The sequence below is a fragment of the Caballeronia sp. INML2 genome (assembly GCF_023631365.1).
Classification (GTDB): Bacteria; Pseudomonadota; Gammaproteobacteria; order Burkholderiales; family Burkholderiaceae; genus Caballeronia; species Caballeronia turbans.
Map to the genome: position 1 here is coordinate 1 of NZ_JALQDH010000097.1, position 24,552 is coordinate 24,552.

24 protein-coding genes and 1 pseudogene are annotated in these 24,552 nt (G+C 61.2%); 18 read left to right on the forward strand and 7 right to left on the reverse strand.

The genetic code is table 11. The annotated features are described in order from the left end of the window. The 3 genes from NCT32_RS31645 to NCT32_RS31655 all read left to right on the forward strand — a co-directional run. On the forward strand, nt 1-661 hold a 661-nt coding region (locus NCT32_RS31645), incomplete at its 5' end, for a hypothetical protein (protein WP_250491143.1). A 240-nt stretch (nt 662-901) separates the two neighbouring features. Then, on the forward strand, nt 902-1,306 hold the full coding sequence (locus tag NCT32_RS31650) for a hypothetical protein (RefSeq protein ID WP_250491144.1): 405 nt from the start codon (nt 902-904) through the stop codon (nt 1,304-1,306). A gap of 53 nt (nt 1,307-1,359) precedes the next feature. Beyond that, nucleotides 1,360-1,698, forward strand: coding sequence for a hypothetical protein (locus NCT32_RS31655; protein ID WP_250491145.1), 339 nt, complete (start codon nt 1,360-1,362; stop codon nt 1,696-1,698). 72 nt (nt 1,699-1,770) lie between these two features. Here the strand turns inward: NCT32_RS31655 and flhC are convergent, their stop codons facing one another. Together flhC and NCT32_RS31665 are read right to left on the reverse strand one after the other, a co-directional pair. Beyond that, complete coding sequence (gene flhC, locus NCT32_RS31660) at nt 1,771-2,355, reverse strand: flagellar transcriptional regulator FlhC (protein WP_250491147.1); 585 nt, start codon at nt 2,353-2,355, stop codon at nt 1,771-1,773. Between the two features lie 2 nt (nt 2,356-2,357). Beyond that, complete coding sequence (locus tag NCT32_RS31665) at nt 2,358-2,705, reverse strand: flagellar transcriptional regulator FlhD (protein WP_250491149.1); 348 nt, start codon at nt 2,703-2,705, stop codon at nt 2,358-2,360. Between the two features lie 408 nt (nt 2,706-3,113). Between NCT32_RS31665 and imuA the strand changes: the two genes are divergently transcribed. The 6 genes and pseudogenes from imuA to NCT32_RS31695 all read left to right on the forward strand — a co-directional run bounded on the left by imuA (nt 3,114) and on the right by NCT32_RS31695 (nt 10,105). After that, nucleotides 3,114-3,821: a translesion DNA synthesis-associated protein ImuA gene (gene imuA, locus NCT32_RS31670; RefSeq protein WP_250491150.1), complete on the forward strand. Its 708-nt coding sequence runs from the start codon at nt 3,114-3,116 to the stop codon at nt 3,819-3,821. Then, a complete protein-coding gene (locus NCT32_RS31675; RefSeq protein WP_250491151.1) occupies nt 3,745-5,217 on the forward strand; it encodes a DNA polymerase Y family protein in 1,473 nt (490 codons plus the stop codon). The genes imuA and NCT32_RS31675 overlap by 77 nt, the downstream gene beginning before the upstream one ends. A gap of 4 nt (nt 5,218-5,221) precedes the next feature. Further along, entirely contained in the window at nt 5,222-8,365 is a 3,144-nt protein-coding gene (locus NCT32_RS31680; protein WP_250491152.1) for an error-prone DNA polymerase, read from the forward strand. 674 nt (nt 8,366-9,039) lie between these two features. Then, nucleotides 9,040-9,213 carry a hypothetical protein gene (locus tag NCT32_RS31685; RefSeq protein ID WP_250491200.1) on the forward strand — a complete coding sequence of 58 codons (174 nt, stop codon included), beginning with the start codon at nt 9,040-9,042 and terminating at the stop codon, nt 9,211-9,213. A 239-nt stretch (nt 9,214-9,452) separates the two neighbouring features. Then, a pseudogene (locus NCT32_RS37515) lies at nt 9,453-9,733 on the forward strand (glycogen/starch/alpha-glucan phosphorylase); the annotation flags it as partial. Beyond that, nucleotides 9,725-10,105, forward strand: coding sequence for a glycogen/starch/alpha-glucan phosphorylase (locus tag NCT32_RS31695; protein WP_311768211.1), 381 nt, complete (start codon nt 9,725-9,727; stop codon nt 10,103-10,105). The pseudogene NCT32_RS37515 and the gene NCT32_RS31695, both read left to right, overlap by 9 nt. A 110-nt stretch (nt 10,106-10,215) precedes the next feature. On the opposite strand, the gene catA is transcribed toward NCT32_RS31695, so the two are convergent. The 4 genes from catA to NCT32_RS31715 form a co-directional block, all read right to left on the reverse strand. Further along, a complete protein-coding gene (catA, locus tag NCT32_RS31700; protein WP_250491154.1) occupies nt 10,216-11,151 on the reverse strand; it encodes a catechol 1,2-dioxygenase in 936 nt (311 codons plus the stop codon). 65 nt (nt 11,152-11,216) lie between these two features. Continuing rightward, nucleotides 11,217-11,507, reverse strand: a complete 291-nt coding sequence (gene catC, locus NCT32_RS31705; RefSeq protein WP_250491155.1) for a muconolactone Delta-isomerase — start codon at nt 11,505-11,507, stop codon at nt 11,217-11,219. Nucleotides 11,508-11,531: 24 nt separating this feature from the next. After that, nucleotides 11,532-12,668, reverse strand: coding sequence for a muconate/chloromuconate family cycloisomerase (locus tag NCT32_RS31710; protein WP_250491156.1), 1,137 nt, complete (start codon nt 12,666-12,668; stop codon nt 11,532-11,534). Nucleotides 12,669-12,857: 189 nt separating this feature from the next. Next, complete coding sequence (locus NCT32_RS31715; RefSeq protein WP_250491157.1) at nt 12,858-14,060, reverse strand: porin; 1,203 nt, start codon at nt 14,058-14,060, stop codon at nt 12,858-12,860. A gap of 337 nt (nt 14,061-14,397) precedes the next feature. On the opposite strand from NCT32_RS31715, the gene NCT32_RS31720 reads away from it, so the two are divergent. From NCT32_RS31720 to NCT32_RS31750, 7 genes are all read left to right on the forward strand, one after another. Further along, nucleotides 14,398-15,750, forward strand: a complete 1,353-nt coding sequence (locus NCT32_RS31720) for an MFS transporter (RefSeq protein ID WP_250491197.1) — start codon at nt 14,398-14,400, stop codon at nt 15,748-15,750. Nucleotides 15,751-15,783: 33 nt separating this feature from the next. Beyond that, complete coding sequence (locus NCT32_RS31725) at nt 15,784-16,974, forward strand: acyl-CoA dehydrogenase family protein (RefSeq protein WP_250491158.1); 1,191 nt, start codon at nt 15,784-15,786, stop codon at nt 16,972-16,974. A 29-nt stretch (nt 16,975-17,003) separates the two neighbouring features. Next, a complete protein-coding gene (locus NCT32_RS31730; protein ID WP_250491159.1) occupies nt 17,004-17,519 on the forward strand; it encodes a flavin reductase in 516 nt (171 codons plus the stop codon). Between the two features lie 2 nt (nt 17,520-17,521). Further along, nucleotides 17,522-18,196, forward strand: coding sequence for an ethyl tert-butyl ether degradation protein EthD (locus tag NCT32_RS31735; RefSeq protein WP_250491160.1), 675 nt, complete (start codon nt 17,522-17,524; stop codon nt 18,194-18,196). A gap of 43 nt (nt 18,197-18,239) precedes the next feature. Beyond that, nucleotides 18,240-19,160, forward strand: coding sequence for a LysR family transcriptional regulator (locus NCT32_RS31740; protein WP_250491161.1), 921 nt, complete (start codon nt 18,240-18,242; stop codon nt 19,158-19,160). A 129-nt stretch (nt 19,161-19,289) separates the two neighbouring features. After that, entirely contained in the window at nt 19,290-20,600 is a 1,311-nt protein-coding gene (locus NCT32_RS31745; protein WP_250491162.1) for an MFS transporter, read from the forward strand. A gap of 94 nt (nt 20,601-20,694) precedes the next feature. Next, nucleotides 20,695-21,663 carry a PDR/VanB family oxidoreductase gene (locus tag NCT32_RS31750; protein WP_250491163.1) on the forward strand — a complete coding sequence of 323 codons (969 nt, stop codon included), beginning with the start codon at nt 20,695-20,697 and terminating at the stop codon, nt 21,661-21,663. A 6-nt stretch (nt 21,664-21,669) separates the two neighbouring features. Here NCT32_RS31750 and NCT32_RS31755 read toward each other — a convergent pair whose 3' ends face one another. Next, a complete protein-coding gene (locus NCT32_RS31755) occupies nt 21,670-22,590 on the reverse strand; it encodes a LysR family transcriptional regulator (protein WP_250491164.1) in 921 nt (306 codons plus the stop codon). A gap of 169 nt (nt 22,591-22,759) precedes the next feature. Here NCT32_RS31755 and NCT32_RS31760 point away from each other — a divergent pair, with 169 nt between their 5' ends. Both NCT32_RS31760 and NCT32_RS31765 read left to right on the forward strand, forming a co-directional pair. Continuing rightward, nucleotides 22,760-24,043, forward strand: coding sequence for a Rieske 2Fe-2S domain-containing protein (locus NCT32_RS31760; protein ID WP_250491165.1), 1,284 nt, complete (start codon nt 22,760-22,762; stop codon nt 24,041-24,043). Beyond that, a complete protein-coding gene (locus NCT32_RS31765) occupies nt 24,040-24,540 on the forward strand; it encodes an aromatic-ring-hydroxylating dioxygenase subunit beta (protein ID WP_250491166.1) in 501 nt (166 codons plus the stop codon). The genes NCT32_RS31760 and NCT32_RS31765 overlap by 4 nt, the downstream gene beginning before the upstream one ends. Nucleotides 24,541-24,552: the final 12 nt, after the last annotated feature.

Consider the following 24,552-nt stretch of genomic DNA (forward strand, 5'->3'; position numbering starts at 1 on the left):
GATCACGCTTGACTACTGGCTTAGGCGGTTTGCTGTCCATTTTTTGTCGGTCAAATTAGCGGCGGCATATGGCTGCTCGACAGCATTATGGACGCCAAGTCGCACGCTCATCGTTTTGCCGGCTTCCCTTGACTTCACTGGCCGTTCCGTAGGCTCGGTAGTGAGTCGTAACGATGGTGTCGCGGCAGCTAACGGAGGGAGCATGGCGTATCTAGGGCAATTCAGGGACATTGTCTATGCGAATGAGAAACGCGAGCCTCGCGTCGCGGCTTACCGCTTGGTTCTACTTGAAGAAAAACCCACAGCGGCTGTTGTGATCCACCTGCATCGTAAGCACCACGCAGGAACCGTTCGCCTCGCGCGAGAGCAAGAACTCGACGTCGTCATCGGCCGCATTGTCGGCCAGGATCTTCGGGGCATTCGCGTGGACCGCACGCGTGTCGTGGTCGAGACCGACCGGAGTTTCACGGAATACTCGCTCGACTTTAATGCGGCTGACCTGCCGACCACTCGGCCGTCTGCCGAACCATGGAAGCCCCCCGTTGTCTCCGTAGAGTCGCGTGATATCGTCGGCGGCAGCCTGCCCGTTTTTGTGGATTTGACAAGTGCGCGCCCCGTCGACGGGTGGCTGTCGCAAGTTCTTAAGCGCCGGCGCAGATGAGCTCAAGGTCAGCTCTATAAGCTAAGACTCGTCGAGCGAGAGTCCTATTTGGTTGTCGGCCGTGTTGTCGATGCAGGATCTTTGTCGCGTACGCGCGGGTCGAACGAGCGGCATCGCCCTGATATGCACGCCGACCTGCTGCAGCATGGCTCGATTAGAGTCGCCTGCTGTTACGCAATCTCTTAAGAATGTTCGTTTGCGGCCGCTAATAGGGTCTACCGTAAGACGACGCTCATCGCCATGTACCAAGAAGAACCAGCGCTCTCCGAATTCATTGCTGCCGGTGACGAGATCAATCTCGCACTACTTGAGATCGATTCAAAAGAATTCGCTACTGCTGAGGACCGCAATCTCGCGCAACGAGCAGTGTTTTCCGACGTGATGGCTAAACGCGGCTTGCGAGATCGTCGGGAAGCGATGCTATGCCACGAGATTAGCGCCCTAGTCGCGAATCGGCCAATAATGACTAGCCTGTTCGACTATGTCGAACTAAAGGCGTTGTGCATGCTCCGGGTTGCGCCTTCGCTTGTCGACCGATTTATCGCGGCAAAACGTGACAATCCAGCGTTCGGTCTGGGCGAGATCATGGCGGTGGCCATCGAGGCGCGCGAACGCCACCAATGGGGACACTATTGGCAGGAGTGAAGCAACGATATGCGGTCGGCGAGTGGGACTCGTTGTGGGCAAGCGACCCGTACATGAAGCACCGGTTCGTGCTCGACCTCGAATCGCGCACCGTGATCGCCGGTGAAGATCGCATTCGCGGTCGCTGGTGGTCGATGCGTCTTGAGCACGTCGCCTATATGCAGCAAATCCTCAACGAGACGTTCGATTCCATATGGGACGAGCCCGAGGAGTTCGGCTTCGTTCGTCAGACCGAGATTCCATCATGGGCGACTAGAGCTTGGCCGTGGCCGCCGTTGCCCGAGGTCGAAGAGGTCGAGAAGCTGCTGGACGGTCCAGACGTTCCGCTTGCGCGCGATGACTTAAGTCGTCTTGTCTTCCCGTTCCGCTTCGTCGCCGACGGACGGAAGTAGCGCGGAGCACCGCGCGGCTGCCAGTCGAACTTTCGGCCCTTAAACTGCCGAAGGCCGCTTTCGGACGAACGGTCAAGCCGCTTGTGCTTGCAGAGCGGCGTCGCGCTCAAGCGCTGCTTTCGCGGCCGCCTTCGTCTTGCCGGCTCGCGACGGCGGCTGACAAATACCGCAGACCATCGAATGCGACGGCTCGTGCGCGTGCGCGACGAACTTGCCGTGGCAGCGCGTGCAGCCCGCGAGGCGCAGAATGCCGGCGTCCTTGAAACGGATAAACGTCCAGGCGCGCGTCAGGTCCATCTGCAACGCCTCGCCGTTCATCTCGAAGTGCTCGGCATACAGCGCGTAGGCGCGCGTGAGCAGATCCACACGGTCCAGCCCCTGGCTATTCGCTTCGAGGAAGGCATAGACGTTAGCAAACATCGAGGTGTGGATGTTCGGCGCCCACGTCAGATACCAGTCCTCGGAGAACGGCAGCATGCCCTTGGGCGGCGAGACACCCTTCACTTCCCGATACAAGCGAATCAGTCGCTCACGCGAGAGCGTCGGGATCTCCGATTCCAACACTTGCATGCGCGCGCCGAGCTTGATCAGCGCGATCGCGCGCATGACTTGAGCAGCTTCGGCAGCCAGGCTTTTGGAGGAAACGGTCGTGGTCATGGTTAGGCCGCCAGCAGAGCGTCATTCGTGGCGGCCGAGATCGAAGCTTCGTTGCTGCGACCAGCCAGGCCCGCGAGCATTGCATCGGCGCTCATGCGAAAAAAGCACAACAACTGAGACGACGACGCGAGCTTCTCGGTTTGCGACGGCGAGAGCTTGAGCAGCGTATCCGCCATCTCCGCGGACAGACCCAGATGCGACTGTGCCGCCTCGCGATCCGACGCCAGGACGCGTCGCGCGAGCATCAGGTACGACAGGTTCAATTCGCGGATCGAACCAAGGTCAGAAGAGGCGTGGATCATAGCGGCGGACCAGGTAGTGAGTTCGGCTTGCTCGTTGGCGCCGTTCATCGGCGCGCGAGCAAATTGTCTGACTATGGTCCTTAGTTTGCAACATCTTGTTACACGCGGTAATCGTTTGCTACAGCAAATTTGTCTCGCGCCATCGTTCGCGAAGGAAGGGAATTCATCCTCTTTTGAGCGGATAACGTGTAACAAATAACCATCCTTGGAGGCAAAGATCGGCTAACCCATTGCTCAGTGGCATGCTGCTTGCGCCTTCCTTGCAGCTACGTGCTACGCGACCAAAATGACAGTTTCGGTCATATTTACTCTATGAGGAGTTACCCGACTGATGCGAGAAAACTACACAGTTACCTTTGCAAGTTAAATCCAGGCCAAGTCGCTGACCTAGACCCCAGACCATTCGCCACACGCATCGTGTAGACTACTGTACAAACATACAGTACGGGGTTCGACATGGGAGCGTTAGCCCTCGAGGACATTCATCCAAGTTTGTGGCGAGGTTCGCAGCTGGCCTCTGCTCGCGTGAACGTCGTGCCGTGTGGATCTGAGACCCTTGCCGCAGAACTGCCGGGCGGCGGTTGGCCGAAGGGCGCACTGACCGACCTGCTGGTGCAGCAGCCAGGTGTAGGTGAGATGCGATTGCTGTTGCCGGCGCTGAAGGCTGTCGCGCAACGGCGCATTGCTTTCCTGCAGCCGCCTCATCGCTTTCAACCCGAAGCAGCGGCGTACTGGGGTCTGCCTGAGACGTCGATCAACGTCGTGCGCGCCCAGAAGACCGCCGATGCACTTTGGGCGGGCGAACAGATCCTTCGCGCGGGGACGTTCGGCGCGTTGATCTTCTGGCAAACGCATGTTCGACCCGAAGCCCTGCGCCGCCTGCACCTTGCCGCCCAAACGAGCGAGTCGCTGTTCTTCATGATCCGGCCGCTCGCTTCTGCGAGCGACACGTCGCCTGCCCCGCTTCGCATTGCTGTGCGCCCTGCGCGCGACAGCGTTTCATTGGAGTTCGTCAAGCGCCGAGGCCCAGCGCGTGACGAGCCGCTTGTCGTTGGACTGACCCATTCGCCTATCCTGTTGAATCGCCATGCAAGTGTGGATCGGCGTGTATCTGCCGCACCTCAGCCGCGAAGTCTTCCAGCCGAGCTGGTCGTCCACGAGTGAGACGACTTCCGGCCTGGTCGTGCTCGATCACGAGCGTGTCGTCGCGCTCGATCAGGCAGCGCACGAGGCAGGCGTTCGCGTAGGCATGCGCAAAGGCGGCGTTCTCACGCTCGCGCCCGATGCGCGCATTCACGACAAAGACGAACTGAAGGAGCAGCAGGCCGTCGCGGACGTGGCCACCGCCCTCATGCAGTTCAGCCCGCAGGTCGCGATCGCCGAGGAGCAGACGGTCATGGTCGACGTGTCGGCGAGCTTGCGGTTATTCGGTGGCGTTCGCGCGCTCAGACGAGCAATCCGCGACTCGCTCGCCGCCTTCGGCTTCACGGTGCGGATGAGCGTCGCGCCGACCGGTCAGAGCGCGTGGTTGATGGCCCGCTATCGCGGCGGCCGACGTCTCTCCATCCGCTCGCTGATGCGTCAATTGCCGCGCTTGCCCGCCCTGCTCGTTCTTGAAGCCCGACGCTACGCCGACTGGTTCGACGGCCTCGGATGCACGAGCGTCGCGGACCTGCGGCGCTTGCCGCGCGCCGGTCTGAAAAAGCGCTGCGGCACGGCGCTACTGGATACGCTCGATCGCGCCGTTGGGGAAGCACCCGAACTCTACGAATGGGTCCAGACGCCGCCGTCGTTCAACGCTCGCATCGAATTACCCGATCGCGTCGAGCACGCGGAAGCCGTCCTCTTCGTGGCGCGCCGGCTCATCGTGCAACTGACCGGCTGGCTCGCGAGCAAGCAACTGGCACTCACGCGCTTTTCGATCGAACTCGAACATGAGCGCGGACGCGCGGCGTTGCCGCCAACGACGATTGAGGTCGCGCTCGCGGAACCCACTTGGCACGAGGAACACCTCACGCGCTTGCTGAAAGAGCGGCTCGGACGCGTTGAGCTGGCGGCCGCGGTCATCGCCGTGCGTCTCGAAGTCAACGACGTCGAAGCAGCCGAGCCGCCGTCCGACACGCTATTCCCCGAACCGGGCGGGAGCGCGGCCGACCATAACCGGTTGATGGAACTGCTCGTCGCGCGGCTTGGCCACGAGAACGTCTTGCGCGCCGCGCCCGTGGCCGATCATCGGCCCGAGATCGTATCGAACTGGGTTCCGGTGACGAGCGACGTCAAAGGCTGTGCCCTGCCCGGCGATCAGCCGCGCCCCTCGTGGTTGCTTGAGACGCCGGTTCAGTTAATGACGCGCCAGCACCGCCCGTTCTACGGTAGTCCGTTGCGAACGGTATCGCCCGGTGAGCGCGTTGAAGCGGGATGGTGGGGCGGCGAGCTCGTCACGCGCGATTACTTCGTCGCGGAAGCGGACGACCATACCTGCTACTGGATCTACCGCGAGCGCGTCGGTAGCCGCGCCGAAGAAGATCCTCGATGGTTCCTGCACGGCCTGTTCGGGTGAAGCAATGGACGTGTACACCTCCATGCTGCCCGGCTATGCCGAGTTGCAGTGCTTCTCCAACTTCACGTTCCTGCGCGGCGCCTCGCACTCGGAAGAACTGATTTTGCGTGCGGAGCAGCTTGGCTATCTCGCGATCGCGATTACGGACGAATGCTCGCTCGCGGGCATCGTGCGCGCGCATGTGGCCGCGAAGGAAGCGAATATCCGGCTCATCGTCGGCGCGCATTTCCAGTTGGCCAATGCCGACGGCACACGTGCCCTCGTCTTCACGGCGCTGGCCATGAACCGCAATGGCTATGGAAACCTGTCGGAACTCATCACGCTCGCACGCACGCGCACGTCGAAGGGTACCTACCTCCTAACGCCCAACGATCTCGCGCGGCCGGAAGCGCCGTATGAACACCTGAAGGGTCTGCCGGACTGTCTCGTGATCCTCTCGCCCGAGTATCCGGCGAAGGAGGAACGACTCGATGCGCAGATGGAATGGCTAGCGCGCACGTTTGAGGGCCGCTGCTGGGCGGCGCTGACGCTTCACGCCCGCGCGATGGACGATATTCACCGCGGGATCGTCGAGTACGTCGCGGACCAACACGGCGTCCCGGTGGTCGCCACTGGCGGCGTCACCATGCACGTGCGCTCTCGCAAGCCGCTGCAGGATACGTTGACAGCCGTGCGTCTGAACCGGTCCATTGCCGAGTGCGGGTTCGAACTCGCAAAGAACGCCGAGCAACATCTGCGCGCTCGCCTACGGCTCGCGAATCTTTATCCCGAACGGGCGCTGGCCGAGACGCTGACGATCGCCAATCGCTGCATCTTCTCGTTGGATGAACTGCGCTACGAATATCCCGACGAACTGATCCCCGAAGGGACGACACCGACCGCCTATCTGCGGCAGGAAACGTACATCGGCGCGCATCGCCGCTTTCCCCAAGGCATCCCGCACAAGGTGCAGACGCAAATCGAGCATGAACTCGCGCTCATCGCCGAGCTTCGGTACGAGCCGTATTTCTTGACCGTCTACGACCTTGTTCGCTTCGCGCGCAACGAAGGAATTCTGTGTCAGGGGCGCGGGTCAGCGGCGAACTCTGCGGTCTGCTACTGCCTAGGCGTCACCGAGGTCGATCCCGCGCGCAGCTCGATGCTGTTCGAACGTTTCATCTCGAAGGAACGCGGCGAGCCGCCCGACATCGACGTGGATTTCGAGCACCAGCGGCGCGAAGAAGTCATCCAGCACATCTATCGCAAGTACACGCGCACCCGTGCGGCGCTGGCGGCCGCCGTCACCACGTACCGTCCGAAATCTGCTTTGCGCGATTCGGGAAAGGCACTGGGCGTCGATCCGATCATCGTCGACAAGGTAGCCAAGTCGCACCACTGGTTTGACTCCAGCGCGGACCTGCTCAACCGTTTCGTTGAATCCGGCCTCGACACCTCGACACCCATCATTCAGCAGTGGGCGAGCCTCGCATCGCAATTGCTGAACTCCCCGCGTCACCTGTCGCAGCACACCGGCGGCTTCGTCATTGCGCGCGGCAAACTCTCACGGCTCGTGCCGATCGAAAACGCCGCGATGGTCGATCGCAGCGTGATCCAGTGGGACAAGGACGACCTTGAAGCGCTTGGGCTTCTGAAGATCGACGTGCTGGCGCTCGGCATGCTGTCAGCGATTCGACGCACCCTGGACCTGATCTCCAAACAGCGCGGCGAGCCATTTGAATTGCAGGATATTCCGGCAGAAGACGCGAAGACGTACGAGATGATCTGCCGCGCCGATACGGTTGGCGTCTTTCAGATCGAATCACGTGCGCAGATGAGCATGTTGCCGCGCCTGCAGCCGCGCCAGTTTTATGACCTCGTGATCGAAGTCGCGATCGTGCGGCCGGGCCCCGTCCAAGGCGGCATGGTCCATCCGTACCTGCGCCGGCGGCAAGGGCTGGAAGCTGTGTCATTCCCCTCGCCTGAGATGGAAACGGCGCTCGCTCGCACGCTCGGCGTGCCGATCTTCCAGGAGCAGGTGATGCAGGTCGCCATGCTCGCAGCTGGCTTCAGCGCCGGCGAGGCCGACCAGCTCCGCCGCGCAATGGCCGCATGGAAGCGAAAAGGCGGACTGCAGCACTATTACGACCGCATCGTGAACGGCATGCTCGATCGTGGCTACGACCGCGAGTTCGCTGAATCGATCTTTGCTCAGATCCAAGGCTTCGGCGAATACGGCTTTCCGGAGAGCCACGCGGCGAGTTTCGCTCTCCTCGTCTATGCGAGCAGCTGGCTCAAGTGCCATGAACCGGCGGCGTTTCTCTGCGCGATGCTCAACAGCCAACCGATGGGCTTCTACTCGCCCTCACAACTTGTGCAAGACGCAAAGCGCCATAAGGTCCGCGTGCTGCCGATCGACGTCACGATAAGCAACTGGGATTCTTCCCTGGAAGGCGATGGTTCAATGGCGCCAGTGCGGCTTGGCATGTCGCTCATTCGCGGCATGCGGGACGAATCAGCCGTTCGCATCGAGGCCGCGCGAGCAGTACGTCCTTTCGAGTCGGTCAACGACCTTGCCAACCGAGCACGCCTCGATCGTCGTGACCTGCAGTTGCTTGCGGACGCGAACGCTCTTTCCGCGCTTTCTGGCAATCGGCGAGAAGCGCTTTGGCAGGCGGTGGCGGCCGTGCCCGACAAAGACTTGTTGCGCGCAACGGCGCGCGATGAGGAACTGCCGCTGCTCGCCGCGCCAAACGAGGCGCAGGAGATCGTCAGCGACTATCGTTCGACGGGCCTGACATTGAACCGGCACCCGCTTGCCTTGCTGCGTGAACGGCTCAACGAGAAGAAGATCTCCGCAGCCTCGAAGCTCGCCACCTATCCGAACGGGCGACTTGCGAAGGCATGCGGGATCGTCACCGTGCGTCAGCGTCCGGGGACAGCAAACGGAGTGTTATTCATCACGCTAGAAGACGAGACCGGCCAGATCAATGTGATCGTTTGGCCGTCATTGGTCGAAAAGTTCAGGAAGGAAGCGCTCGGCGCATCTTTGCTTGGCGTGTATGGCGTGTGGCAGAAGGAAGGCGAAGTAAAGCACCTTGTCGCGAATCGACTCGTTGACATGACCGCGCTCCTTGGCAACTTGGCCACGTCGAGCCGAAATTTTCACTGAACTTGGCACCGCTGACCAAGATCGACCTGACCCTTACCCGACGCTCGGTATTGATCTATCGACATGTCTGTTACGGGGAGTGGAGCGGTCGCTAAACTAACCAACGACGACATTGCAAACAGGGTCGCTTTGACCTAACACCGTCTGCATGCGCGTACCAGCGCACGCGGCCGGCTATAAGGATGGCGGCAAATATGCGTCGCGCTAGCGACGCTCCGCAGGTCTCCGGGAACACCAGATACATTGGCTAGCGCCCGCATTAGCTACCGCCAGCGTCGCCGTCAGAAGCTTCAACGGCTTTGCAAGTGCCCGGAGATATATCTGCGCTTGCGGTGAGAGAGGTGCGGTACGCCCGCCGCAGCTTTCCGCGTGCCTTCGATGCGGCGCAGGCTCCTGCGTGAGAAGTCGCAAACTTCCCTATCGCATCAGTAGGTCGAAGGGATTTTTCCCCGCCCTTCGTATAGCGGCAACACTGAAGACAAGCCTGTGCGGACGAACTTAGAGTCATCGAAGCGATAAACATCGCGACAAGTTTCGCGTGCTAAACGCAGTTTGGAACCCCTCAGGAAAACCAACGAGCCAGAGCCGTGCAAATTTCTGTTGAGTTTGCGTCTGCCTTGACTGCGGAACGCCCATCAGCTCGATGTGCTTGTTCAAACCCGAGAGGGACGACCATGAGCGATACCAAGGCAAGCAGTGACATCATGAACATGAATGTCATGCCTGATGGCTTTGAAGCAAACGCTTTGCTGCAGGACGCGGTAGGTAATGCTATTGCCGGCAAGCGCGCGTCCAGGCATCGCTACTGCGCACGGCTGGTATCTCGCCCTCGCCTATACCGTTCGTGACCGAATGCTTGCTCGGTGGGTGGCATCTGCGAGAACTTACACGACGCAGGGGTCAAGGTCGGTTGCTGTTTCTCCGCGGAGTTCCTGATCGGTCCGCAAGCCGGCAGAAACGTGCTTGACCTCGGACTGTACGACGAAGCGCGCGAGTCGCTGCGCGCGCTTGGCCTCGACCTAGACGAATTGCTAAGCATCGAAGAAGAGCCCGGCCTTGGTAGAGGAGCGCTAGCCCGGCCTGCGGCGTGCTAGTTGACTCGTTATCTTCGCTGCAGATCCCGGCAATCGGTTATGGAATTTGCTACGAATTCGGGATCTTCAACCAGGGCATCCGCGATGGCTTCAGGTCGAGCGCGCGGACAAGTGGCTCGAGAAGGGCAATCCATTGGAGATCTTGCGACCGGAAGTAAGCTTCCGCGTTTACTTCGGTGGCTACAAGCGACATCACACCAATGCGGACGGACGCTTCGCGGTGCAGTGGATTCGGGAGCGGCAAGTCAAGGAAGCCGCTCGTGACATGCCGATCCAGGGCTTTCGCGTCAACAGTTGCAACGTTTTGCGCCTATGGAAAGCAAAGCTGTCGAATCGTTCGACTTCCAAGGCTTCAATTCTGTCTGAGTTGCGCGACGCACTTGACCAGATCGGGTCGGGTCGCTTTTCGCGCAGAGATACGACCATGTTCCGTCCGCTGCTCGACAGCCTGCTGCATAGCGATCCATTCCTTGTGCTGGCGAACTTCGCGGAGTACCCCGCCTGTCAGGAGCGCGTGAGCGAAACATGGCGTGACAAGCGGCAGTGGACGCGCATGTCCATCTGGAATATGGCGTGTTCTGGGAAAATCTCTTTGGACCGTGCGATCACGGAATATTGCGAGCGGATATGGATGCGCGTGCACTGAAGATCGACCTCACTCGGTCGTGATTCCGAACTTGAGGTCTGGTCGGCGCTGCCGAACTGCACATCACCGCGAGATCGCGCGCGACGGCAGCTAGCCGTCGCTTCGCGGACTCATGCCGGCGCCGACGTGCGCTCGCGACTGACAAGCTGATTGTCCTTGCCTCCGACGAGCCGAGTCAGCGTGATATCGAACTCGATTTCCTTATAGACGTCGTCCTTCAGACCGAGCGCAGCGCCGCCCGTCTTTTCGACGACGTGAGGAATCAGTTCCTCGCGCGTGGCGTACGCGAAGTCGTCCCAGATCAGCGGGTCGCCTTCGATGTTGATCTGCGTGGTCAGCTTACGGAAGTTGTCGCTCGTCACGAAGAAATGAACGTGCGCCGGACGGTTGCCATGCCGCGCGAGCACGTTCAGCAACTGTTGCGTCGAACCGTGAGGCGGGCATCCGTAGCCTACGGGCATGAGCGTGCGGAACTCGTACTTGCCGTCCTCCCCCGTCCGCACAGCGCCACGCAGGTTGAAGTCATTCTGTGCGCCGGTCGGGTCGAAATGCGAGTAGAAGCCGTTGGAGTTCGCATGCCAGCACTCCACCACTGCATTCGCGACAGGCTTGCCGTCCGGACCGGTCACGGCGCCGCGAATAACGAGCGGCCCGGCTGCTTCGTCGGGATCGACGTCGATCTTCGCTACCCCGTCGCGCAACGGCGCGCCCGCGACATACAACGGACCTTCGATGGTGCGCGGTGTGCCGCCGTGAATGTCTGAGTGGCGGTCCTGCGCATCCATGCGAATGTCGAGAAACTTCTCCAGACCGAGACCCGCTGCGAGCAAGGCCGCCTCTCCGTCCCGACCGAGCCGGTTGAAGTAGTTCACGCCTGCCCAGATTTCATCGGGCGTCATATCGAGATCGTCGATGGCCTTGAACAGATCGCTTAGCAGCCGATGAGTGATCTGCTTCGCACGGCCGTCGCCCTCCTCGCTGCCGAGATTGACGGCTGCCGAAAGCAGGTCCTGGACTTCCTTCGTATCGAAAACTTTGACGCTCACGATGTTGTCTCCTTGATGTATTGGGGGTACGACGCAGCTTGGCTGTTTTGCGACGCGACGCTCGCTCACGCGTCGTCGTCGCGAATGGACGACGGGTGATGGCACAACGGCGTCACTGCGATGCTCATATATGGGAACAGCGGCAGCGCAGTGAGAATGTCGTGAAGTTCGGCATTGCTTTGCACGTCGAAGATGCTGAAGTTCGCGTACTCACCCGCAAGGCGCCAGATGTGGCGCCACTTGCCGCTGCGCTGCAGGTCCTGCGAATAAGCTTTCTCGCGGGCCTTGATTTCGTTTGCGATCTCGGCGTGCATATCCAGCGGAAGTTTCACATCCATGCGCACGTGGAAAAGCATTGCGTCCTCTCGTCGGATGTTGGTTTACTTGATGACCGCGACATGTCCGTCGCGCGTGAAGCGTTTGATCCGGGCTTCGTCCAGCTCGATGCCGAGACCCGGGCCGCTCGGCACGGTGAGCTCGAAGTCGCTGTAATCCAGTGGCTCGACGAGAATCTCCTCGGTGATGAGCAGCGGGCCGAACAGCTCGGTGCCCCATTGCAGATTGGGCAAGGTCGCGAAGAGCTGTGCCGATGCAATCGTGCTGACCGCGCCTTCCAGCATGGTGCCGCCGTAAAGTTCGATGCCCGCTGCATCGGCAATGGCGGCGACGCGTTGTCCCGCGAAGAGACCGCCGCTTTGCTCGATCTTGATCGCGAAGACGTCGGCGCCTTCGTGCTTGGCGATCTGGAACGCGCTTTCGGGGCCTTGCAGCACTTCGTCGGCCATTAGCGCAACGGGGAACCGGCGCATCAGGCGCGCGAGCGCCGCCGTGGATGCGACCGGCTGCTCGACCAACTCGCAGCCGGCATCAGCGAGCGCGGGAATGGCTCGTGCGGCCTGCGTTTCACTCCAGGCCATGTTGACGTCGACCCGCACGGCCCCGCGATCGCCGAGCGCACGCTTGATGCCGGCGACATGTTCGATGTCCGCTTCGATCTGCCTTGCGCCGATCTTGAGTTTGAAGATCTTGTGCCGACGACGCTCGAGCATCGTCTCTGCTTCCGAAATGTCCTTGTTCGTATCGCCCGATGCGAGCGTCCAGGCAACCGGGAGACGATCACGATGACGGCCGCCCAGCAGTTCGCTGACGGGTACGCCAAGGCGCTTTCCGTGTGCGTCGAGCAGCGCGGTTTCGAGCGCGCTCTTCGCGAAATGATTGACCCGCACCAGCTTGCCGAGGTGAGCCATGAGCGCCTGCACACGCGTCGCATCGCGGCCGATGCATGCGGGCGCGAGATACGCATCGGTGGCGAGCTTCATCGACTCGGGGCTCTCGGGACCATACGCCATGCCGGCGATGGTCGTGCCTTCGCCGATGCCGACGATGCCGTCGCTGCAGAATACCTTCACCAGCATGAGCGTCTGCCCATGCATGGTGGCGACGGAAAGCTTGTGCGGGCGAATTGTCGGCAGGTCGACGAGACAGGTTTCGATGCGTTCGATCGTCGCTGAAGTCATGGCGATAGGTTCGATAAGTGCAAACGAGTGACGCGGACGCTGTCCAAGCTCGCCGCGCGCACTCGCTCATTGCGGCCGGTGTGAGTTCGAGGACAAATTAATTCGCCAGCGTGCATCCGTCAAATAGATCAAATGTCGCCTGCGTCATCCACGAAATGAATGACGCGTTGGCGCGAATGCCGGTTCCCTTCAGAACTTGTGGCGGATGCCCACGCGGACTGTGGTTTGACGATCACTCGTGGACGGCGTGAGATTGTTGATTGCCGCAACGGCCGCCGCGCCGGTGGAGTCGGTACCGGATGCCTTCTGGTGGACGCCGATCACATAAACGTCAGTGCGCTTCGACAGGAAGTAGTCGGCGCCGAGCGCGCCCTGGTAATACTTCGCGCCCGGGTTGTTACCGGTGGCCGAATCGACGTCGCCGCCGTTCGTGTAGTCGAACGCCGCGCCGAGCACGAGCGCGGGTGTCAGTTGATACTTGAAGTTCACTTCCACGTTGTTGAAGATTGCATTGCCGGCGTAGCCGCGCGGATTGGGTCCGGAGTTCACCGTATCGCCGAGGTTCTTGAACTGCACGTTGGAGTATGTCGCACCCAGCGTCGCCGCGCCGAATGCGTACGCCGCGCCAGCCGCGACGACTTGATACGTCCGCGCCGACGCGTAGCCGCTATATACCGGCGACGAAATGAAGTTCGCGCTCGCGGTGGGCGGCGTGCTCGCGCCGTTGTCACCGAAGAAGCCGACGTTCGGGTTGCGCGCGTTCAGATAAGCGACGCCCAGCGTAAGCGGTCCGTTCGCATAGCCCGCTCCGAGGGACCACAGCTGGTTGCGTGAAACCGCCCCTGCCACGCCACCCAGGCTGTAGATGCCGCCGAACGTCACCCCGTAGTATGACTTGCTAACGAATTTGATCGCGTTGTTCACGCGATATGCGTTGTTGAGGTTATCCAAATCGCCTGGATGCGCGCCGATATATCCCGCCCACTGGGCGCCGGACTCGAACGGGCCCACATAGTCGACAACCGAATCGTATTGACGACCGAGCAACACGGTGCCCAAAGCACTGGACAAGCCCACATACGCCTGGCGACCGAACATCAGACCCTGGGTGCTGCCGCGATTCTTTTGCGCAAGCGAGCCGTTGTTGAGATCGAAGCCGTTCTCGAGTACGAACAGAGCAGCGAGCCCGCCACCTAGCTCTTCCCTACCCCTTAGCCCCCAGCGGCTTGCCTGCATGACGCCGCTCGACAGGTTGTAGAGATTGTGACCGCCCGAGTTCGAGGTCCAGTTGAAGCCATCGTCGACGATGCCGTACAGCGTCACCGCGCTTTGTGCCTGCGCCGTGCCTGCAACTGCGAGCAGCGCGAGAGAAGTTGCCAAGGCGAGTCTCATACGTGCGTATTCCATGCGAGTGGTTCTGTTGAATGACGCAATGAAGGCTCATTGCGGGGTTGACGGGGATGCGCCACGCAGTCTGCGGTCGCCCGTTCCACACGGCAAATAAACCAAAAGCATGACCGGCGATAAGCACGATCGATATGTCATTCAAGGCAAGGGTTATTACGTACGGCACGCGAAGCACATGCATCAGATTCATGTCGTGCATTTTTGTCTCGAATTTGACCGCGGTTATCGACGCTCATATCGTGGGCACATCGCATCGATACCATTCGCGCCGCTTCTTGAGCATCAGGGAAGCGGGAACCATCACCTCATGTCTTCCCCCACCATGAACCCTGAAGCTCTGAATTCCGATCTGAGCACGCTCGCTCAAAGCCGAGCGGCCCGTCGTCCAAGCAACGTGCGCCGTGCGGTCACGACTGCAGTACTCGGCCAGATCCTCGAGTGGTACGACTTCTTTCTGTATGGAACGGCTGCCGCGCTCGTCTTCGGCAAGCTGTTCTTTCCGGTCGGCACTGATCCGCTCACGGGCACCATCGCCGCATTCGGCGGCTTCACCGTCGGCTTCATCGCCCGACCCATCGGCGGCGTGCTATGCGGGCATATCGGCGACCGCTACGGTCGCAAGGCCGTGATGATGCTCACCCTGCTCACGATGGGCACCGCTACGGTCCTGATGGGCGTTTTGCCAACGTATCAGCAGGTCGGCATTGCGGCGCCCGTGATGCTGGTTCTGCTGCGCATTCTTCAGGGACTGGCCGCCGGCGGAGAATGGAGCGGCAGTATCTTGCTGATCCACGAGAACGCGCCGCAATCGAGGCGCGGGGCGCTCGCGGCATGGAGTCCGTGCGGCGCGGCACTCGGCTTCGTGTTGTCCACTGGCGCGTTCCTGCTGGTGCAGAACCTTCCAGCTGGCGACTTCCAGAGCTGGGGATGGCGCCTTCCGTTTCTGGCCAGCGCCGCACTCGTCTTCCTCGGCCTGTGGATGCGCCGCTCCGTCGGAGAAAGCGCCGCGTTCGCGAAAGTCAAGGCGACGCGCCACGAAAGCCGGATGCCGGTGATTGAAGTGCTGCGCCAATGTCCGCGCGAAGTGCTCACGGTGTTCGGCCTGCGCTTTGGCGAGGGCGCAGCGTCCTACCTGTTCTTCGCGTTTTCGATCGCCTACGGGCAGTTTCTCAACATCAAATCGAGCTGGATTCTCAGCGGTCTTTGCATTTCGATGCTGCTGATGATCCCCGTTTCGCTCTTCTTCGGTTGGGTGACCGACAAGGTCGGACGCAAGCCTGTGTATCTTGCCGGCGCAATCGCCATCGTACTTGTCGCATGGCCGTATTTCGCGCTGCTGGGCTCAGGCGAGTACTGGAAGGTCGTTGCGGCGCTCGTCCTCGCGAACAGCATCACGCTCGGCATTCTCGAAGGCGCGCAGCCCGCGTTTATCAGCGAAATGTTGCCGGTGCACCTGCGTTTCTCGGGACTCGGCATCGGCCGGGAAGTCTCTTCCGTGCTCGGTGGCGGCCTTTCGCCGATGATCGCCACCGCACTGCTCGCTCACTATCACAGCGCCGTGCCGGTCGCCATCTATCTGGGCGGTCTGGGGCTCATCACCGTCGTCGCCACGTTGCTCGCACGTGAGACGTTTCCCAAAGCGATGCGCGCTGCTGCACGTCAGCAGCCCGAATGACATCGACACACCATTAACCGAGAGGTACCAGTTATGCAAGCCGTTGAAACCGAAGCAACCATCGATTCGCAAAACGACTATCCCGAGTATGCCGGCCCGCTGTCCCTCGATGCGTTGATCGAAGAAGTCGAGCGCCGCCGTGACGAATTCGATGCCATGTCTCATGTGCCGCGCGATATGGTCGGCAAAATGAAGCGCGCGGGCATTTTCCGCGCTAGTACGCCGAAGCGCTTCGGCGGCGACGCGCTGCCGCCTGCGCGCTTCCTCGAGATGCTCGAACGCATCGCGATCGCGGACGGCTCGACCGCATGGGTCGCAGCGTTTGGCTCCGCCAACACGTACCTTGCTTCACTGCCGGTAGAGACACAGGCGCAAATCTATGCGAGCGGTCCCGATCAGGTTTTCGCGGGCGGTTTGTATCCGCTGCAAAAGGCCGATCGCGCACCCAGCGGCTTTCTCGTCTCGGGGCAATGGCGCTTCGCCAGCGGCTGCAAGGGTGCAGACTGGATTGGCGTAGGGATTGGCGGCGCACCCGCTGGTGCGGACGACAAGAACGCCGGCAAGCCTTTCACTGCTGTCTTTCCGGCGAGCGAAGTCGAGATCGTCGATAACTGGAACGTGGTCGGCATGCAAGGCACGGGCAGCCATGATTTGCGCCTGAAAGACAAATACGTCGAGGAACAATGGACCTTCGTGCGCGGAGGCACGCCGCTGATCGATGAGCCACTGTATCGGTATCCAGCCGTCGCCTACCAGGCGCAGGTGCATGCAGCAGTCAATATCGGTCTGGCGCGCGCCGCGCTCGACATGCTGGCGGGAATGTCCGGCGTGACGAAGACCACTACCGGTGCGCCGCGTCTCGCCGATCGGGCCTACTATCGTTCGGGACTCGCGCAGGCGGAAGCACAGTTGCGCAGCGCGCGAGCATTCTTCTTCGAGTCCGCGGAAGCATCCTGGCGCACGGTGCTCGCTGGCGACCCGGTGCTGCCTGCAGAAGCAAACTTGCTGCGTCTGTCGGCTACGCACGCGGCCCACACCTGCGCCGATATCGTGATGCAGGCGTACAGGATGGCGGGCATTGGCGCGATCTATCGCGAGAGCCGGATGCAGCGTCTGGTACGCGATTCGATCGTTGTCACGCAACACGCCTTTCTCGGCGAAGGCAATTACGACGCATCGGGCGCGATCTTTGTGGGCATTCCGCCCGTCACGCCGTATCCCTGAACCCGCGAACCCTAAAAAGGACATCAGCCATGCCCCACGATCAAGCGCGTGCACAGTTTCGCAATGCAATGGCCTCGCTCGGCGCGGCCGTCAACGTCATCACCACCGACGGCCCGCACGGACGCTGCGGTATCACCGCAAGCGCCGTTTGCTCGGTGACTGATACGCCACCGACGATGCTCGTCTGCATCAATCAGTCGAGTTATGCTCACGACGTGCTGCTGAGCAACAGCCGCGCGTGCATCAATGTACTCGGCGCGCACGCGCAGGAACTGGCGCGCACTTTTGCGGGTATGGATGGATGTTCGATGGATGAACGCTTCGCGCGCTGTGGCTCGCGTCCCGGCGCCCTGCAACTTCCCGTGCTCGACGATGCAATTGCGAGTCTTGAAGGCCGCATCGTCGACAGCAAGAAGGTCGGCTCGCATTCGGTGCTTTTCGTGCAAGTCGAACACATTGGCTGCCGTGAGGACGGCGATGGCCTCGTGTACTTCGGCCGACAGTTTCACCGGCTCGCGCGCGCCGCATCCTGCGAGGCGGCGTAACCATGCAAGTCTGCCTGTTTTTAACCGGTGCGAACGGGCAGCAACCGCTGCTCGATGTGGCGCCCTTGCAGGGCATCGAAGGCTTGCGCAGCCTGATCGTGCATGAGCCGATATCCCAACGCGTCGATCCGCGCATCGCGCCAGCTACCGATGCGCCGTCGTGCATCCTGCAACTCTATTTCGATGAACTCGCCGCCCTCGAAGCGGCCTCGAGCGGCGATGGCCCTATTCACCGCGTGCTGCAAGCACAATCGGTAGCCAAGAGCTTCACGCAGCAAGTCATGGCGGTGCGCGCCCTTGTGTCACCCAGGCCTGGAGGCGAAGCGAGCGCGCAGCGGTGTACGTATCTCGTCGAGTACGAAGGCCCGGCCGAAGACTTCGACACATGGCTCGCGCATTATCTGCAGCACCACGCACCGCTGATGTCGACCTTGCCCGCACTGCGCGAGTTGGAGATCTATACGCGCGTAGAGTGCACCATCGGTCTGCCTTGCGCGCGCGCGGACGCGATGCAGCGCAACAAGGTCGTCTTCGACGATGCGTCGGCGCTCGCCGACGCGCTGGCTTCGCCGGTGCGCGACCTGATGCGCGGCGATTTTCATGCTTTGCCACCGTACCAAGGAGGCACGCCGCATTTTGCAATGCGCAGCACATACGGTAATCTGGCCAAACATTGATGGCCGCGTGGCGCGACCATGCGCTCGTTCGTGAGTCAACCGTATGACCAAGCTCAATCTCGGTCTCGCCGATTTGAATCTGCTGCGCGTATTCCTCGCCATCTGGGATCTGCGCAGCCTCACTGCCGCCGGCGACCGTCTGGAATTGACGCAACCTGCGGTCAGTCACGCGCTGCGGCGCTTGCGCACGATCTTCAATGATCCGCTCTTCGTGCGCACGCCCACTGGCATGGTGCCGACCGATGCGGCGCATCGGTTGTACCCGCCGCTCGCGCAGGCGTTGTCGATCATCAATGAGGCGGTCCAGCAGCTTGCCAAGTTCGATCCCTCGACGGCGCGACGCGTCTTTCGCATCTCAATGTCCGACATGTCCGAATTCTTTTTCCTGCCACCGCTGCTCGCGTTGCTCGACCGCGAGGCGCGCGGCATTAGAATCGAAGTAGTCAATGTTCCGGTGGAAGCGGTGAGCGCAGCAATGCGCGCCGGAGAGATTGATCTTGCTTTGGGCTACGTGCCAGGTCTCGACGCGGGATGTCTGAGCCAAACTCTCTTCGTCGACGAGCATGTCTGCGTGGTGCGCGCAAATCATCCATTAGGCAAGTCCCGGCCGACACGTGAAGACCTGGCCGCCTTGCGCTACGTCTACGCGAGCACCAACGCGACGGGCCATCGCATGGTCGAGCAATGGCTCGACGAGCTCAATCTCAAGCGCGATGTGGTGGTCCGTCTGCCGCATTTTGTAGTGGCGCCCGAAATTGTGATGAACACGGACCTCGCCGTTATCTTTCCGAAAAGCATTGCGCGGCGCTTCAACCGCGGCAAGGCATTTCGTATTCTGCCCTTGCCGTTTGCTCTGCCGCCTATCGAAATACAGATTCACTCACACACGCAATTTGCCAACGATCCCGGCGTCGCGTGGTTGCGGAAGACCGTCTCGGCGATGTTTCGTCAGCCCGAGGAGTGACGTTCATTTGCTGCGCTGATATCACGACGTCTTTTCGGCGAATTTGACGGAGATCAGCCTCGCCTCGACACTGTTTGTCATGCGAAGCCTTGAGAAGGCCGCAGTCCATCTCATTCAATGCGAGCAGACATGGCAACAGTTCATACCTCGACCGCCGAAACCAGCGCAGCAATGCCGGATCGCACTCTTAGGCGTATCGTCATCGCGTCGGTCGCGGGCAACGCGATGGAGTGGTACGACTTCTTCGTCTACGGCACGGCCGCCGCACTGGTGTTTGGAAAATTGTTTTTCCCCGCCAACGACGATCCGCTGATCGGCACGCTCGGCGCGTTCGCGGCCTTCGCGATGGGCTTTGTCGCACGGCCGCTTGGCGGTATCGTGTTTGGCCATATAGGCGACCGTTACGGTCGGCGTGCGTCGCTCGTCTGGACCCTGCTCATCATGGGTTTCGCGACCTTCGGCATCGGCCTGTTGCCGACTTACGATCACGTCGGTCTTTGGGCGCCGGTCGCGCTCGTTGCACTTCGCCTGCTGCAGGGCATTGCGTCCGGCGGCGAATGGGGCGGTGGTGTATTGATGATCAGCGAGAACGCGCCGCCCGAGAAGCGCGGCTATTACGCCGCGTGGAGTCAGCTCGGCGTGGGCGGCGGTTTCGTGCTGTCCTCCGCGGCGTTTCTCGCAGTGCAGGCGTTGCCGCACGAGCAGTTCATCTCCTGGGGATGGCGTCTGCCCTTTCTCGCGAGCATCGTGATTTTTGCGCTCGGCGTCTACATTCGTCACAGCCTGCCGGAGAGCCGCGACTTCGAGAACGCGGAGAAATCGGGCAAGACATCGCACATCCCGGTGCTCGAAGCCATCAAGCGTCATCCGAAGGAAATCCTGGTGGCGATGGGCCTGCGTGTCGCGGAAAATGGCGGCGCCTACATCTTCCTCGCGTTTTCGCTCGTGTACGGCAAGTTCGTCGGCATCCCCAATTCGACGATGCTCACCGGCGTCATGCTTGCCATGATCGTCGAAATGATCGCGATGGTGCTGTGGGGCAAGCTCTCCGATCGCATCGGACGCAAGCCTGTGTACATGATCGGCGCCGCTTCGCTTGCGGTGATGGCCTTCCCGTTCTTCTGGCTGCTCGACACGCACGCGACCCCGCTCATCTGGCTCGCACTGGTGCTCGGCACTGCCGTCTGTCACGGCGCGATGATCGGCACCTTGCCCGCGCTCGTCGGCGAGTTGTTCAGCACGGAAGTGCGCTACTCCGGCGTCGCGCTCGGGCATGAAGTGGCCTCGATTTTCGCAGGCGGTCTGTCGCCGCTGCTCGCGACTGCACTGCTGTCGCACTATCACGCGTCCTGGCCTGTCGCCGTGTTCCTCATCGTGCTGAGTCTTGTCACGGTCGTCACACTGCGCTTCACGCGCGAAACGCGTCATCAGTCACGTTGATGCGACCCACGATTTTTAGCCTATTTTGCTTATTCGACGGCCGAGACTACCATCGACGCATGGTTTCGGAAAACATCTCGAAAGGAAGGCGATCATGCAGGCTCACACCGTGAAAGTCCGAGTCGACGCGTTGCGCGAGGAAGCGCATGGCGTGCGGTCGTTCAGCGTCTCCAGAATCGACGGCGCGCCGTTCGAACCTTACGAGCCGGGCGCGCATATCGACGTCACCAGTCCTTCGGGCGTGACACGTCAGTATTCGCTTTGCGGCGATCCCGCCTGTCTCGAGACGCAGATCTTCGCGGTGAAGAAGGAAGAGCAGTCGCGCGGCGGTTCTCGTTCGCTTCACGAAGAAGTGACCGTGGGCACCGAACTGGCCGTCGGCGCGCCGCGCAATCTCTTCCAGCTCGACCCGTCGGCAAGCGAGCACATTCTGATTGCCGCGGGCATCGGCATCACGCCATTGCTGTCGATGGCCTATCGGCTCCTTGCGAGCGATGCGCGCTTCACGCTGCATTACTTCGCGCGCAGCGAGGCGCACGCGGCTTTCATGACGCTGCTGACGCGCGCACCGTTCAGTGCGCACGTGAAACTGCATTTCGGCGTCGAGCGGAATCAACAGCGTAGCAAGCTCGCCGAATGTATCAGCGATGCCGGTCCTGACGCGCATGTCTACACATGCGGCCCGAACGCCTTCATGGATGCTGTCGTGGAGACGGCGCAAGCCCGCCTGCCTGCGGATGCGATTCATCTCGAGCGATTCAAGGGCGAGCCCGCCGTGGCGGCCGAAACGTCGCTCGACAGCTTCGAGGTGCAGCTCGCAAGCAGCGGACAAACGGTTCGCGTGGACAAGAGTACGTCGATCGTCGACGCGCTCGCTGCGATCGGCATCGAAGTCGATTCGTCGTGCGGCGAAGGCGTGTGCGGTACATGCATGGTCGACGTCGTGAGCGGCGAACCCGAACATCGCGATCACTGCCTGAGCAAAGCAGAACGCGCGAGCAATACCGTAATCTGCTGCTGCGTCTCGCGTTCTCGCTCACCTGTGCTCGTGCTCGACCTCTGAGCGCGATCACATCTTCTTGAAGCTCGCGAGGGTGTCGGTCATGAGGCTGCGCATCCACGCGAGGCCTTCGTCTTCGTGGAAGTGCTCGTGCCAGTGCATGGTCACGGCCACTCTCGGCAGCGGCACCGGCATCGCATAGATGCGGAAAGCGTCGGCTCGATTGAGGATACGCGCGAGCTTTTCCGGCAGCGTAGCGAACAGGTCCGTTGCAGCCAGCACGCCGGGCACCGCCACGAAATGCGGTAGCGCCATTGCGATATTGCGCCCGACGCCTTGTCCGCGCAGCGCGTCGTCCAGCGCGTCATGGCTGTGCTCGATCGAGCGAACCTGGACGTGGGAAGCAGCAAGAAAATGCTCGAGTTTGAGCTTCTTGCCTTCGGGTAGATCGTCGCGTTCGCGCGTCATGCACACATACGATTCCTCGAAGAGCACGCAATGGCGCGTGCGCGGCATCAGCGACGGCAAGTTGCCGATCGCAAAATCCAGCCGACTCGAGCGCAACGCCTCCTCTATCTCTTCAATGGGCAATGGCTCGACGACCAGCTTCGCGCGCGGCGCAGCGTCGTGTAACGCGGCGCAGATGGCTGGGAGATAGGCCATCTCCCCCGCATCCGACAGCGACAGGCGAAATGTTCGCGTGCTCGTCGCCGGGTCGAACCGTTCGGCATAACGCAAGGCCTGCCGCACGGTATCGAGCGCGCGTCCGACGATTTCGGCCAGCTCAAGCGCGACCGGCGTGGGCTGCATGCCCGCCCGCGTGCGGATGAACAGCGTGTCGTCGAACAAGGTGCGCAGCCGCCCGAGCGAATAACTGACCGCCGGTTGAGAGAGCGCGAGCCGCTCGCCTGCGCGCGTCAGGCTGCGTTCCTCGACGATGGCCTGGAAAACGCGCAGGAGATTGAGATCGATGTGGTCGATGGAGGTCATGGCAGGCAGTTCCAGATATCGGCCGCACTGATTGAGCGATCCGTTTTTAATCGATTTGACGCATGATCTTCGAAAAGCGAGACTGATGTCAACGAGAGGATGCGCCGAGTGCACGGCCAGGCTCGTGTTAGTCGCTCAAACAGCCACTCAACTTCTCCCCAGGAATACGATGAGTACGCCGACCTATCAAACCATCGACACGAGCGCGCTTGCGAAGCGCGCGCAGTCCGATCGCATTGCGCCTTCGCTCTACTACGATCCGCAGCTCTTCGAGGAAGAACTCGAACGCATCTTCTACAAGACGTGGGTGTGGGTCGCTCACGACAGCGAGTTGCCGAAGCCCGGCGACTTCGTCACGACGACCATCGGCCGCCAGCCGGTCATCGTCGTGCGGGACAAAACGGGAGCCGTGAACGTACTTCAGAATCGCTGCCGTCATCGCGGCGCGACCGTGTGCGAAGAGCACAAGGGCAATGCGAAAGGCTTCACGTGCCCGTACCACAGCTGGTCATACGCGCTCGACGGCACGCTGCGCGCGCTGCCCTACGGCGACGGCTATGAAGGCGTATGCGAGAAAGGCGATTTGCCGCTCAAGAAGCTGCGCGTGGGCGTCTATCAGGGCCTGATTTTCGCGAGCTTCAACGAAGACATCGAGTCGCTCGAAGACTTTCTCGGCGGTGCGAAACCATGGATAGACCTGTTCATGAAGCAAGGCGCGGGCTATCCGATCAAGGCGAACGGCGAGCATAAGTTCACGTTCAAGGGCAACTGGAAGATTCAGCTCGAAAACACGACGGACCTGTATCACTTTCCCGTTGTGCATAAGTCCTGGATGAAGTCTATCGACGATGAAACGGCCGCCGCGATCACGAGCTTCATGACGAGCGACCAGGCGTTTTGCCGCTCCCTCGGCAACGGTCACAGCCTGGCCGTACTCATGCCGGAACTCGTCGATCTCCATCAGGACGACGGTGCGCCGCTGCCCGAACGTTTCAATGAACTCGCCGCGCAGCTTGCAGAAAAACACACGGCGGAAGAAGTGCGCCGCGTCGTGCGTTCGCTGATGGGCGTCGGCTTCAACCTGAATCTGTTTCCGAACCTCGCGTTGTCGATGGCCTTCTTCCGCGTGCTGCGCCCCATTTCCGCGGTGGAAACAGAAATCCGCCACGTCGCACTAGGGATGGACGGCGGCCCCGAAGAAGCCAATCGTGCGCGCTTGCGCATGCACGAGCACTTCCAGGGCCCGTTCGGTTTCGGCAGCCCCGATGATGCCGAAGCATGGGAACGCGTGCAGCGCGGCTCATACGCAGGCCCCGACGTACCTATCCTGGTGAACCGGGGGCTGAATCGCGAAACGACCGCGCCGAACGGCGAGAAAACCGCGCACGCCACCGACGAAACCGGCATGCGCGAAGCCTATAGACAATGGCGCGCAATGATGGAGCAAGCATGATGGACGACCGTAACGCACTTCTCTCTGACCAGACCTTCGCCCGCGCTATCGAATTCATCTGGCGCGAAGCCGAACTTCTGGACCGGCGCGATTACCGCGCGTGGCTCGAAATGTGGGACCCCAATGGCATCTACGTGGTGCCTATCGACCCCGATACGACCGACTACGAAGCGACACTGAATTACGCATTCGACGACCAGCACATGCGCGATTTGCGTGTGCAGCGCATGGCGTCCGGCTATTCGGCGTCCGCCGCCGACGCCGCGCGTACGGTGCGCACCGTGTCGCGCTTCACGCGGTCTTCGGATAGCGCGGACCTCGTCGAAGTGAAGTCCTCGCAGATCATCATTGCGTACAAGCGCGGCGTGTCGACGATCTTCGCCGCGGATCTGACGCATAAGATCAGCATGGCCAACGGCCAGCCGCTGCTCGTCGAGAAAGTTATCCGCCTGATCAACTCGACCGAAGCACTGAGCGCCATCGGCTTCCTGCTTTGACTTTCCATCCCT

Bases quoted from the DNA above. Each gene is read 5' to 3' on its own strand.
- NCT32_RS31650 (WP_250491144.1), top strand. From the start codon at position 902: ATGTACCAAGAAGAACCAGCGCTCTCCGAATTCATTGCTGCCGGTGAC.
- NCT32_RS31655 (WP_250491145.1), top strand. From the start codon at position 1,360: ATGAAGCACCGGTTCGTGCTCGACCTCGAATCGCGCACCGTGATCGCC.
- flhC (WP_250491147.1), bottom strand. From the start codon at position 2,355: ATGACCACGACCGTTTCCTCCAAAAGCCTGGCTGCCGAAGCTGCTCAA.
- NCT32_RS31665 (WP_250491149.1), bottom strand. From the start codon at position 2,705: ATGAACGGCGCCAACGAGCAAGCCGAACTCACTACCTGGTCCGCCGCT.
- imuA (WP_250491150.1), top strand. From the start codon at position 3,114: ATGGGAGCGTTAGCCCTCGAGGACATTCATCCAAGTTTGTGGCGAGGT.
- NCT32_RS31675 (WP_250491151.1), top strand. From the start codon at position 3,745: ATGCAAGTGTGGATCGGCGTGTATCTGCCGCACCTCAGCCGCGAAGTC.
- NCT32_RS31680 (WP_250491152.1), top strand. From the start codon at position 5,222: ATGGACGTGTACACCTCCATGCTGCCCGGCTATGCCGAGTTGCAGTGC.
- NCT32_RS31685 (WP_250491200.1), top strand. From the start codon at position 9,040: ATGAGCGATACCAAGGCAAGCAGTGACATCATGAACATGAATGTCATG.
- NCT32_RS31695 (WP_311768211.1), top strand. From the start codon at position 9,725: ATGCCGATCCAGGGCTTTCGCGTCAACAGTTGCAACGTTTTGCGCCTA.
- catC (WP_250491155.1), bottom strand. From the start codon at position 11,507: ATGCTTTTCCACGTGCGCATGGATGTGAAACTTCCGCTGGATATGCAC.
- NCT32_RS31710 (WP_250491156.1), bottom strand. From the start codon at position 12,668: ATGACTTCAGCGACGATCGAACGCATCGAAACCTGTCTCGTCGACCTG.
- NCT32_RS31715 (WP_250491157.1), bottom strand. From the start codon at position 14,060: ATGAGACTCGCCTTGGCAACTTCTCTCGCGCTGCTCGCAGTTGCAGGC.
- NCT32_RS31720 (WP_250491197.1), top strand. From the start codon at position 14,398: ATGAACCCTGAAGCTCTGAATTCCGATCTGAGCACGCTCGCTCAAAGC.
- NCT32_RS31725 (WP_250491158.1), top strand. From the start codon at position 15,784: ATGCAAGCCGTTGAAACCGAAGCAACCATCGATTCGCAAAACGACTAT.
- NCT32_RS31730 (WP_250491159.1), top strand. From the start codon at position 17,004: ATGCCCCACGATCAAGCGCGTGCACAGTTTCGCAATGCAATGGCCTCG.
- NCT32_RS31735 (WP_250491160.1), top strand. From the start codon at position 17,522: ATGCAAGTCTGCCTGTTTTTAACCGGTGCGAACGGGCAGCAACCGCTG.
- NCT32_RS31740 (WP_250491161.1), top strand. From the start codon at position 18,240: ATGACCAAGCTCAATCTCGGTCTCGCCGATTTGAATCTGCTGCGCGTA.
- NCT32_RS31745 (WP_250491162.1), top strand. From the start codon at position 19,290: ATGGCAACAGTTCATACCTCGACCGCCGAAACCAGCGCAGCAATGCCG.
- NCT32_RS31750 (WP_250491163.1), top strand. From the start codon at position 20,695: ATGCAGGCTCACACCGTGAAAGTCCGAGTCGACGCGTTGCGCGAGGAA.
- NCT32_RS31755 (WP_250491164.1), bottom strand. From the start codon at position 22,590: ATGACCTCCATCGACCACATCGATCTCAATCTCCTGCGCGTTTTCCAG.
- NCT32_RS31760 (WP_250491165.1), top strand. From the start codon at position 22,760: ATGAGTACGCCGACCTATCAAACCATCGACACGAGCGCGCTTGCGAAG.
- NCT32_RS31765 (WP_250491166.1), top strand. From the start codon at position 24,040: ATGATGGACGACCGTAACGCACTTCTCTCTGACCAGACCTTCGCCCGC.